Source organism: Nostoc sp. CHAB 5836, assembly GCF_020829445.1.
Taxonomy (GTDB): Bacteria; Cyanobacteriota; Cyanobacteriia; order Cyanobacteriales; family Nostocaceae; genus Nostoc.
Genome location: NZ_JAIVFV010000195.1, coordinates 1 through 11803 on the forward strand (window position 1 = coordinate 1; position 11803 = coordinate 11803).

Here is an 11803-nt window from a genome sequence, read left to right on the forward strand (position 1 = left end):
TGGTTCGAGATTATGAGTTATTGCCCGAAACATCAGAGACTTTTATTTATCTTGCCATGATCCGTATCATGGTGAAGCGATTAGCATAGTTTTTTACTCCTAAAAACTTTTCAAACAACCTCTTAGATATCCTGGTGCTTTAGGTCTGAAATGTAATTCACCTTTTAGATACAAATCTCTTAATTGTTTAAAAGATTTAAACGCCTCAGTAACTGACATTAAAGTTTGCTGCATTGGCGTAGAAGGCAGGGATTGAGCAAGTGCTGATTTACTGATTGATGGTTCAATTGCTAAGTCAAATTTACCGATTAATAGCTTATTTGTTTTGAAGAAAATTTGACGCGCAAAGTAAACTCCGGTATTGTAAAGTTTGCCTGATTGCTCACAGAGATATTCTAGCAGTGCTTTTGTCTCATTACTTGGGGACAACAAAACTTGTTGCACACCCATACTTTTATTAGGTTTTGCCACCCGACAACACCAAATGTTTATTAGTTGCTTTGTATATAGTAATTGACTACAGTAGATAAGTCAACACATATCTACTAATCTAGGATGCTAACTCAAGAAGATTACAATACGCATAACCATGTCAAATACTTAATTAACTATCATTTTGTTTTTATACCTAAGCGCCGCAAGAAAGTTTTAACAGGAGAGATAGCAACTAGAACTAGACAGATATTTGCGGAATTAGCTATAGAGAAAAAATGGGATATTCTAGCCTTAGAAGTAGCACCTGACCACATCCACTTATTTGTTAGCGTCAAGCCTACAGATACACCACATTTAGTAATTAAAGCTTTTAAAGGACGGAGCAGTTACCTTCTAAGAAAACAATTTCCTCTACTTTTAAAACTTCCCTCGCTATGGACAAGTAGTTATTTTGTAAGTACTGCTGGTAATATCAGCAGTGAGGCAGTTAGAAAGTATATTGAAGATCCTCACCACGCATCAAACTAAAAAGAAAATGCCACGGTGGTTAAAACCACCCGTGCCGCTTCCCTCTCAGCTTTAAAAAGCTGAGTTTCCCGCATCCCGCGTATTTCTATGAAAATGACCACGCTGCTAATTCAAACTGAAAGCACACCCCTAACGGTAAATTTCCCCTCCCTTGTGCAGATGACAAATGAGCAGTTTTACGAATTCTGCCAAGCCAATGGAGATTTGCGAATTGAGCGTACTGCTAATGGGGAAGTCATCATTATGCCACCAGCTTTTTCAGATACGGGCAACCGTAACTTTAACATTGCTGCACAGCTTGGGTATTGGACTGAACAAGATGGTACTGGCATAGGCTTTGACTCCAGTGCAGGTTTTACACTACCCAATGGAGCAATGCGTTCCCCTGATGCTTCTTGGATTGAACTAGAGCGCTGGAACGCCTTAACAGATGTCCAAAAAGCTTCATTTGCACCCATTTGTCCCAGCTTTGTGATTGAGTTACGTTCTTACAGCGATCGCCTGATAAAATTACAAGAGAAAATGCAGGAGTACATCGATAACGGTGCATCATTAGGCTGGTTAATTGATCGGCAGAATCGAAAAGTCTACATTTACCGTCCTAATCGAGAAGTTGAAATTTTGGATAATCCCGAAGCAGTTAGTGGTAATCCAGAATTACCAGGGTTTATCCTACGGATGGGCAAAATTTGGTAATTTGAGGCTTTCTAATGAGAAACTTGTGGTTTAAGAACACTAGGAATTGCCTGAAGTACTCGCTTGGCAATGTCTTCAGGTGTATCTCCCTCTCGCTCGGTGATTCGCAAATCGGCTTGAGAGTAGAGTGGTGTTCGTTGTTCGAGGAGCGATCGCAATTTACCTTGAGGATCAACATCTTGTAGCAGTGGTCTTGTGGTATCCTCAGTTAAACGGCTGTAAATTATCTTCACTGGCGTATCCAGCCACACGATCAAACCGTGGTGCAAGTAACCCCAATTTTCTTGCCGCAGCACAATGCCCCCACCAGTTGCTATAGTCAACTTTGTAAAAGCACAAACTTGTGAAAGTACGGCGCTTTCTAACTGGCGAAACTTCGCTTCACCTTCTTGGGCAAATAACTCATTGATAGATTTACCTGTTAATTGGGCAATGACATTATCGGTATCCACAAACCCATAACCCAGTTCCTTTGCTAGTAAGCGCCCTACTGTCGTCTTACCAACACCCATCATACCAATTAAGTACAGGTTGACTCCTTGTAATAAGCTGCTCACCAGTTGCTTCGCTCCAATTATGAGTTCTGAGTCACCCTTCGCCCTTGGCCCCTCTCTTTCTCCCAAGGGGAGAGGCTAGTACTGCAAGGCGGAAGTCAAAAGTCAAAAATCACCCATGCTTTAATTTTAGGCTTTCTGGCTATTTTAAATGGTAGGTTTATTTCCGCCGACCTGTACTAGCGCCAAGCAAGAAATCAGAAGTTCAGGAAGTCTGAGCCTCTGACTTCTTGCTGAGTGACAGTTTCCAATTTTGACATACCTCCTCGTCCTGAAGTCCGAGGATTCCTTGACGCTTCATAGCAACGCGCTCCGCAAGCGGTAGTCTTACCGTCGCTCCACGTCCGAAAAGAAGTCTCCCAATGCCCTATGGCGACTTACATGGATTTTAACTTAAAGCCGTCCTTTATGACGGGGTTTTTACCCTAGCACCGCATGGCGGAAGTCAAAAATCAAAAATCAAAAATATAGTGCAGACTTTTTCGACATTTGAAAAGGGTGGTTTATTTACGCCGTACTAAGTACATTCGTGCGAAAAAACCTAAGTATGTTACCAAACATAAATAAGCTTAAAACCGTTACTAATGACCAATGACCAATTGACTTAGGACACCCTTAGCCAGTTACCTTTAATTGCGCCGACTTACTTATCCTGGGATTTATGCATTGACAGGAAATACCAAGTATGAATCAAGCTTAAAAACCATATCTTTGCTAAGGGCACAGCATGGTCTATTTACGATCGCAGGATAATTAAGAAAAGCCTAAAACAACCTATTTTAGTTAATAGACATAGGACTGAAATTAAATATGCGTTACCCAGAACCCTTGTAGAGACGTAGCAGTGCTTGTAGAGACGTAGCAGTGCTACGTCAAAACAATTCTTTTTCACTCCTATGTCTAATTCACATCACGATGCATTTGTACAGTGGGTAAGTCTTAGGTATATATAATTTTCACAAATGATTTAGGACTGCTACATAACAAATTTAGTAACTTTCTCTAAATGACTTGACAGTTGCTGCTTAGATATCTTTAGAATTAACGAATAAATTAACATAGCTTGTTTGAAACTTTATCCAAACAATTTCTGTCTATCTGAATTAATAGGATTTTTATTCTGGTAGAGAATTCTAAGTATATATAATATCGTGTTTTAAACAGCACATAATCTTTTTTCTAAAAGTTCAGTTATAACAAGCTTTGCTGAATTAAATATTGATGATGAAGGTGTAAATGATGACTTATTTTCCGCGATCGCTCAAAAAAACTTGCAAAATTGAAGTTTTGACACAATAACTACTGCATATTTCACCCCAATAAGCCTGAATGAATAAAAATACTATGAATGAGGTGTCAACCATGACTCGAATTCGTGACGTTGTAGAAAGAGCTTTAGCAACTGGCTATTTGACAGTGGAAGCTGAAAATCAACTACGACAACTGTTGACTACCCACTATGAGTTGGAAGACTTGAATGCTTTCATGACTTTGCAAGAAGCTGCCATGACTGGTAAGGTCAAGCAGGAGTCTAGAGAGCGGTGTGGCATCAAATAAGTAGAGGGAGGCAAATAAAGCTAACTGGCTGTCATTTGTCATTTGTCATTTGTCATTTGTCATTTGTCATTTGTCACTTGTACTGAGCGAAGTCGAAGTATTTGTCCTTCTTCATTTATAAGGGTTTCAGGTGTATTTACGTTTCGTAATATAGTTTGGTTTATTCTTGCCGACTTACTTAGAGATATAGCAGGCTATATCTCAACGACGGGGGCGTTTACCATCATCCTCAAAATCATCATCATCCTCAAAAAATTCCCAATCATCATCATCGTCTTGATTGCTAGTCGGCGGCTGGTAAGGGGGGATAATTACCCGGTAATCAGCATCGTAAATTGATTCAGTTTTTCCCGCAGCTGTATTTTTTGGCTCGCGGTAGCTGTAGGAGTAAACTGAACCAGACCGAGAACCGCTTTTGGTTTCTGATTGACGTTCGTAAGTTGTTGAGTCTCTAGGTTGTTGAGCTTGAGGATTAGGAGTAGGTGCTTCCTGTGACTTTTCATCAAAGTTCCAATCATCTCTACTGCTATTTGTCTCCCAATCATCAAATACCTCACTGCTAGGCTCTTCTTTTTTACTAGCTGGTGGTGGAGGACTGGTAGGACGAGATGTAGGTTCTTCTGTTTGGGTTGCTTTCGCACGAGGTGAAGTTGCAGTTGCTCTGTAAGGAGTTTGGCGTTGTCCTCCCACAAAATAATTGGATACCTTAAATAAGGTAGCAATGAATATAGATGTGAAAGCACCAGTGGCAGTACTGAACAAAATCCATATCGCTAGTGGTAATGGTTGAGTTCGCACGCCCAAAAATACTAGCGATAGGGCAGGCGAGAAATTTTGGACTAACAACAGCGTTAGTCCTCCCAGTACTGCCACCAATAGAATTAAGCGAATTACAGCCATAGCAATTTTGTCAGTTGTCAGTTGTCAGTGGTCAATTGTCAGTGGTCAGTTATCGGTCTGATTATTCTTCGCTAATTACTGTTCACTGACTACTGACACTATCAGCCATCTCTATCATTACCTTTTTAGGACTATTGTGAAATTTACAATAGTCCTCTTAAGTAGGTCGGCGCAATTAAAGCTAACTGGCTAAGGCTGTCATTTGTCATTTGTCCTTCGTCATTTACAAGGGTTTTAAGCCTATTTACGTTTTGCAACATATTTATGTTTTTTCGCGCCAACTTACTTAGATAAATCAAACAATTTGAACCCCACCCCGCCAAAGCTACGCTTTGTCTCCCCTCTCCGCAAGCTCTTAGGGGTTGGGGGTGGGGTGTTAGGGACTTTTGCAAGAGGTCTAATAAATCCACTGAGGATGTTAGCGACGACCTTGCCACCGCTGAATCGGGATGCAGTCAATATCTAGTTGATCTAAAGCACGGGCAACTACAAAATCAACTAAATCCTCGATGGTTTGGGGATTGTGATACCAGGCGGGAATTGCGGGGACAACTCTCACTCCAACTTCTGCTAAAGAAGTTAAGTTACGCAGGTGGATGAGGCTAAAAGGGGTTTCACGCGGGACAATGACCAGCTTTCGCCCTTCTTTGAGTTGAACATCCGCCGCCCGTTCTAGTAAATCGGAACTCAAGCCAACTGCTAGCTTTGCCACTGTACTCATGCTGCATGGAATGATCATCATCCCCAGAGTGGCAAAGGAACCACTGGCAATTCCGGCTCCGACATCACTCCAAGGATGGCAGCGGAGTTTACCCGAAAGTGCAACACCAGCTTGCTCTCGCCAGAATTGTTCTTGCCCGGTTGGTTCTGGTGGCATCCGACTTTCCTGTTCTGACTGCCAAACCATGTAAGTTGATTTAGAGGCAACCAATTCTATGCTATACTCAGCTTCTAGCAAAAATTTGATCGCGCGAATAGCGTAAATCAGACCAGATGCGCCCGATACGCCTAAAATTAGAGGTTTAGTGTTATTTGACACGTAAATTTTAGTTGATTTTACTCATCATCAGAGTAAGAGTCTAGGTCATCAGGCTCAATGTCATTTGGTAAGTAGAGTTCTGAAAAATCCTCATTATTGGAATCATTGCCAGTTAAATTTTTGCCTGAGCCATCGCTGCCGACTGTTACCAAATCAATTTGCTGACGGTAGTAATCGACACTTTTAACTTGCACGCCGACGCGATCGCCTAATCTATAAGAAGCGCGATTTTTGCGACCAAACAGTGCTTGTTGTCTGGCGCGATATTCATACCAATCGTCTTTGAGAGAACTGACGTGTACCAATCCTTCTACCCTCAAAGGCACACCAGGATTAGTACTGGACTCCACCTCAGCCGCTGGTACTTCAATTTCCACAAAGAAACCGTAGGATTGAACCCCAGTAATCACGCCTTGAAATACCTGACCGATGCGTTGCTTCATCAGTTGGGCTTTTTGCAGTCCGGCTAAATCGGCTTCGGCTTCTTGGACTTCTTTTTCTCGGTCGTTGATTTGGACAATTACCCTAGTTAAATCGCTTTGGAGTTCTTGTTGCAATTCTGGGGGTAAAACGTTCCAGTTAATTTCCTCGTGGCTGGAGGAGTGGCGCAGGTTAACGCGTTCTCTGACACGGGTATTGCGGCGATCGCGTCCGTTTTCGAGTAGCGCGTAATACACCCTCTGCATCAGCAAATCTGGGTAACGCCGTAGGGGAGCGCTAAAGTGGACATATTGCGGTAATGCCAGACCAAAATGAGATCCTCTGGTGGTGCTGTATGCAGACGCTTTAAGTGTATCTTGTAACAAGTAAGTAAGAACTTGCTCCGAGGGAGATTCGGCAAAAGCTGTGGTCAAATGTTGGTAATCTAAGGGTTGGATATCGACTTCGGGATCTAGTGTCAAGTCAACGCCTAAATTGACTGCCAATTTCAGCATTTCCTGGACATCTTCAACATCGGGAGTACCTTGGACTCGCCAGATAGCGGGAACAGCAAGGGCGTTTAAGTGAGTTGCAAACAGTTGGTTAACTAGCAACACCAACTCCGTAAGTAGCGATCGCACTGGTAAATCATTCACCACCACAGCGCCTAAAATACCCTCATCATAATAGGCATTTTGGCTGGGCGGCAGATTCAGCTGGAGGCTACCACGAGTCAACCGTACCTGTTTTATGGCTGTTTGCAAGGCTTGGAGGTCTTGGAGTATTTGGGAAACTTGTGATGATTTATCTTGAGCTTCACCTGTGAGAATTGCTTGGGCAAGTTCAGTACTCAGTGCAGTCTCTACGTTGATCACACTGGGTTGAATTTCCCATTCCAGCACTTGCCCCGATTGGGGAGCGATGGTAATTAAAAAAGAGATGGTTAAGCGATCGCTCCCAGGTACTAAAGAACAGCGTTCTGCGACAGCTGCTGGCAATATTGGCAGCACCAATTCTCCCAGATACACTGATTTACCCCGTTTGAGTGCTTCTCTATCGAGGGGTTCATCAGGTTGGACATAGTGAGAAACATCAGTGATATGAACGCCCAAAAGCCAATTTCCGGCTAAGTTTTTTTCTAAACTAAAAGCGTTTTCTATAACTTTGGTATCACCTACCCCTTCAATGGTGAGAGTAAACAAATTACGCAAATCCAGCCGATTTTTTAGGTCTGCTTTCAGCAGCTTTTTGGGTAACCTGGCGGCTGCTTCTAGGACATTATCTGGAAAAGTCCGGGAAAGGTCGTGTTTGCACGTAACTAAATCTATATCAGCAGCAGCTTCCGCATCGCTACCGAGGATTTGCACCACTCGACCAAGAGGAGGATATTGTGCCAACGGGTAACGTAACACTTCCACATGAACCAGGTGATCGATCGCTTCTTCTAACTTGGCCTCGTTAGGTTGAATCTTCAATTCAAACAGCAATCGGTCATCTAAAGGCACAGCCCGAAAACCAGCTTCCACCTGCTTAATTCGTGCCAGTAATGTGTGGTTGGAACGTTCCAGAATCAGCTTCACCTCGCCTTCAGGAGAGCGACGGCGACTGCCTTCTTTGAGAACTCTCACCAAAACGCGATCGCCATTCCAAGCATTACTCAGATGACTTTCGCGGATGTAAATGTCCTCGGCTCCTTCCACATCTTGAATAGCAAAGCAAAAGCCTTTACTAGAACAACGGAGTTTTGCCTCGATGATTCCCTCTTCTGGGACACGGCGGTACTTGCCCCGTTCTTTTACTAAAATACCGATTTTTTCCAGAACATCTAAAGCAATGTGAAGTTTTTGTAAACTTTTTTCATCTTCACAGCCAAGTTTCTTTTCTAAAACCTTCCGAGCTACCAATTTATCATCGGTGAAATTGGCAAGGAGTGTAGCGATTGAAAATTCCATGCAGTGAACCGACCTTTGGTCAAAACATCATTTTTTTTTAATCTGGCTCTTTCCTGTATACCCTCACGGCTTACACAAACAAGCTGGAAACGAATTGCCCTGAAGTAAGGCTTCCTAAGTTCCAAGGAAAGGAAGCTAACCCAGCAAGAGCAAGAAACTACTCCCGCAGTTCCGAGCAAAGGAAGCCCACCCACGGACAACTCTGGGCGTCTACGAACTTCTCACTGCACGATGCTCTCAGAGTTCGCCTGCGTTCAAGTCTCTTCACCTAACCAAACTTAAGATTGCACGCCTGATTAAAATTTAGCCCCGCTAAGTGATCACGCGATGGGTTTTTGAGAAGCTGGGTTTAGAGAATCCATACTGTTCAAAAGCGCTATGGAGAGGAGCCACTACGGTGAGGCAGCCCCGTCTTGGCGGTTCCCATCAATAGCGCAGCCTTAGCGAGTCATCGAGCGTCTGGGAGACTGCCGAACCCGAAGGGTCTTGGGGTCTCCCCAAGTGGAGCAAGTGGCGTGGAAACTACAGGTGTTTGATTGTCTAGAGTGAAGGTAATTTTACGCCATTAGACTCTGATTTTTAACTAGGAGGAACTGCCGATGAACCCAATTTTCTCACATGTAGAATCGGTAACAATTAGGTGAGCAGCTTAATAAGCAGTGAGGGTGAACCTTATCTTCATTATTGTAGATTTAGAGCGCACTTCCAGAAAATAGTTCTAGATATGTAGTTGGGTAATCAGTATAGCATTGCAGGCAAGACTACCCAGTCAAGTTAGCACTAGCTAAAAATTTCCTCAAAAAAGACCTATTGCTACAATTGGGACACGAGGCAAAGCAAGAATAAGCTAAACCACGTCTAGTTTGCATATTCAAAATGACACGTAGTCAATAAATGCAATATTGGCAGGCATTCTGGGTATGGAGTGGATGTAAATTAAAGTAAGGGCAGCTTACATCGCTTGAGCATACAGGCGGTATCGACCCCGTTATTAAAAAGATTTAGCTTAAAAAGTAGAAGACTCTCACCTACCCGATAGGGAGGTGATGAGATGAATAGGAGTGAGTGACGAATTGACCAACTAGCGAAATTGAGCGTAGCGAAGTCAGTAATGTTGGTCGATGATATAGGACTACTATTTGATTTCTGAACAGATACGTAGGATTCGGTGCGTTACGCGAAACGCACCGAATCCTTAAGAATGGTGCGTTACGCTGTCGCTAACGCACCCTACAAATACTTAATGTTGTTCAAAAATCAAACCGGATTCCTATAGCAAAGCGTTAGCGGGTAGTCCCGCGTCGGAGTGAACATTTTCTTGATTGGTTTTTCTGCCGAATATTTGATATAATACTAGTTAAATAGGTGTAATTAAATTAAATGCTGAAAAGCAGCCTGTTAAAAAAGTTAAAAATTATCTCTAAAAGTCCCTAGGGCATAGGGCTTTAAAGCTCAGTCAATGTCCTCATAGAGGAGTCCCTGAGAAGCCCACACTCAACTGAAAGGGAGTGTGTGGAGTGCGTCACATTGGTAGCAGTATTATGTTGGCTCAATTCCAGAGCTTGTATCCCAAGGGCAGTCTAATTTCTGAATTAGTGCAAATTTTTCAAGGCAAATATATTGTCCGGGCTAGCGTGCAAATTGAAGGCGTAACCCGTGCTACGGGTATGGCAGCAGCAGAAACAGTAGAAGCAGCAGAAGACCAAGCTAGAACTAGAGCGCTGATAGTTTTGGGTATTACAAACGCGCCACAGCAATCAGTGGCATTTATCTCAAACCCAATTTCCCCGGCGCAGCCAAACCCTTCCTTAAACACCAAAGGTGGATTAAATGACCCTGCTGCCTATTCCTCTGCAAAAGATCAGGATTTTGTTAGTAGTCAGTGGCCAGTAGTCAGCGACAAAGAAATATCTATGCCGCCTTCCAGAGTACGGAACATCAAACCAGAACTAGTAACAAACAGTCACGAACAGTACGGGTACAGCAATGCTGCGCCCGTACCAAGCGATACCTATAGCCAGGATTTAGGTCAAAACTTTCCTGCAACTACCAACCGGGAGCTAGAATTTGATCCTCCAGTTGAAAACTTGGAAATAACCTTTGATAACCAGGTAGAAAATCAAACTTTTCCAGCAAGTTCTGTCAATAATGTTACACCTTTTACACCTCGGAGTTATGGCACTCAAGAGGATGTGGCCACCCCGTCAGCGACAGGAAAGAGAAAGAAGAAAGCTGAACCCGTGGATTTATCGGATGTAATCGCTAAAACCGATGTCGAACTTCAGCGTTTAGGCTGGACACCAGAACAGGGACGGGAGCATCTGATTAAAACCTACGGTAAGCGGGGGCGCACTTTGCTAACTGAGGAAGAATTGCATGGATTCCTCAAATACCTCCAATCTGAGCCAGACCCAATAGCGGGATTTTGATTTGTCATTGGTCATTTGTCATTTGTCATTTGTCATTGGTCATTGGTCATTTGTCATTGCTAAGGGTCAATGACAAATAACGTAGGCTGTTGAAGTAATTGCTCAAATAATGTCGAAATGAAGCGATTAGAGCCTATTTATAAAGTAAATATCTAAGTAGGGTGTGTTACGGCTGTGTAGAAATTTGAGGGTTTGAGAAAGTCTAATTTAGCCGCAGGGCACCATATTTACAGGTGCCGTACACGAGAGCGATAACGCACCCGACAATTTCAGGTTTACTTTATAAATGGTCTTTTAGGCTGGAGTAATTGAGGAGACCACCCATCCCAAAAATAACCCCTCTTTACTGATGAAGAGGGGTTATTTTTTCGGCTTAAGGGAATTAAAAGTGGTAAATCACCATTTACCAATTGTGACTATTAATTAACAACAGCAACTACCGGACGGCTACCAGCAGCGTGACGGTCAATCACTTGGTCGATCAAACCGTATTCCCTGGCTTCCTCTGGCGACATGAAAAAGTCACGTTCAGTATCTTCAGCAATGCGCTCAATTGGTTGACCAGTATGTTCAGCTAAATAATCGTTTAGCCGCCGCTTGTGGTACAGAATTTCCCGCGCCTGAATTTCAATATCAGTCGCCTGTCCTTGAGCGCCGCCTAAAGGTTGATGAATCATAATCCGAGAATGGGGTAGACTCATCCGTTTCCCCTTAGTACCAGCGCTTAGGAGGAAAGCGCCCATACTCGCCGCCAATCCGGTACAAATTGTACAGACATCAGGGCGAATGTGTTTCATAGTGTCAAAAATGCCCATACCAGCCGTCACCGAACCACCGGGAGAATTGATGTACATATAAATGTCTTTCTCCGGGTCTTCAGCATCCAAATACAGCAGTTGGGCAACAATCAAGTTAGCAATATTGTTGTCAACCTGTTGTCCCAAAAAGATGATGCGCTCACGTAACAGCCGTGAGTAGATGTCAAAGGCGCGTTCACCTCGACCCGATTGTTCAATAACGATAGGAATCATGGAAGCGTGTTTGTGGCTACTTTAAATACATTTTATCGTTGACACTCTGCGGTCTGAAGACACGCAGATTCTCTAAGACTCGCTTAAAAGGGATAGTCAAATATCCCCCTAGACGCTCAAAACAACTACCAGTACGAAAGGTATTGCAATTACGCTTACTTAGGATTCAATTAATGCTTTCCGAGCTCATCACAAGCCTGTTAGGTACGCTCCATGTTTTCCCATTACTTGTTTACCCAGGGCTACAACTTGTGCAGGTACG

10 protein-coding genes are annotated in these 11803 nt (G+C 43.2%); 4 read left to right on the forward strand and 6 right to left on the reverse strand.

Features of this window, described 5'->3' with window-relative positions; translation table 11 throughout:
* Positions 1-99: 99 nt before the first annotated feature.
* Positions 100-471 (reverse strand): hypothetical protein, encoded by a 372-nt coding sequence (locus LC605_RS27075; RefSeq protein ID WP_229550580.1) that lies wholly within the window; start codon positions 469-471, stop codon positions 100-102.
* An 84-nt stretch (positions 472-555) separates the two neighbouring features.
* Here LC605_RS27075 and tnpA point away from each other — a divergent pair, with 84 nt between their 5' ends.
* On the forward strand, positions 556-963 hold the full coding sequence (tnpA, locus tag LC605_RS27080; protein ID WP_229550581.1) for an IS200/IS605 family transposase: 408 nt from the start codon (positions 556-558) through the stop codon (positions 961-963).
* Between the two features lie 93 nt (positions 964-1056).
* A complete protein-coding gene (locus LC605_RS27085; RefSeq protein WP_229550588.1) occupies positions 1057-1659 on the forward strand; it encodes a Uma2 family endonuclease in 603 nt (200 codons plus the stop codon).
* An 11-nt stretch (positions 1660-1670) separates the two neighbouring features.
* Here LC605_RS27085 and LC605_RS27090 read toward each other — a convergent pair whose 3' ends face one another.
* Complete coding sequence (locus LC605_RS27090; protein WP_229550582.1) at positions 1671-2216, reverse strand: shikimate kinase; 546 nt, start codon at positions 2214-2216, stop codon at positions 1671-1673.
* Between the two features lie 1359 nt (positions 2217-3575).
* Between LC605_RS27090 and LC605_RS27095 the strand changes: the two genes are divergently transcribed.
* Positions 3576-3770 carry a hypothetical protein gene (locus LC605_RS27095; RefSeq protein WP_229550583.1) on the forward strand — a complete coding sequence of 65 codons (195 nt, stop codon included), beginning with the start codon at positions 3576-3578 and terminating at the stop codon, positions 3768-3770.
* Positions 3771-3971: 201 nt separating this feature from the next.
* Here the strand turns inward: LC605_RS27095 and LC605_RS27100 are convergent, their stop codons facing one another.
* The 3 genes from LC605_RS27100 to LC605_RS27110 form a co-directional block, all read right to left on the reverse strand.
* A complete protein-coding gene (locus LC605_RS27100) occupies positions 3972-4670 on the reverse strand; it encodes a LapA family protein (RefSeq protein ID WP_229550584.1) in 699 nt (232 codons plus the stop codon).
* A 418-nt stretch (positions 4671-5088) separates the two neighbouring features.
* Positions 5089-5709 (reverse strand): flavin prenyltransferase UbiX, encoded by a 621-nt coding sequence (locus LC605_RS27105; protein ID WP_229550585.1) that lies wholly within the window; start codon positions 5707-5709, stop codon positions 5089-5091.
* Between the two features lie 17 nt (positions 5710-5726).
* Entirely contained in the window at positions 5727-8081 is a 2355-nt protein-coding gene (locus tag LC605_RS27110; RefSeq protein ID WP_229550586.1) for a ribonuclease R family protein, read from the reverse strand.
* Between the two features lie 1541 nt (positions 8082-9622).
* Here LC605_RS27110 and LC605_RS27115 point away from each other — a divergent pair.
* Positions 9623-10510 (forward strand): hypothetical protein, encoded by an 888-nt coding sequence (locus LC605_RS27115; RefSeq protein WP_229550589.1) that lies wholly within the window; start codon positions 9623-9625, stop codon positions 10508-10510.
* A gap of 419 nt (positions 10511-10929) precedes the next feature.
* On the opposite strand, the gene clpP is transcribed toward LC605_RS27115, so the two are convergent.
* Positions 10930-11541, reverse strand: a complete 612-nt coding sequence (gene clpP, locus LC605_RS27120; protein WP_229550587.1) for an ATP-dependent Clp endopeptidase proteolytic subunit ClpP — start codon at positions 11539-11541, stop codon at positions 10930-10932.
* Positions 11542-11803: the final 262 nt, after the last annotated feature.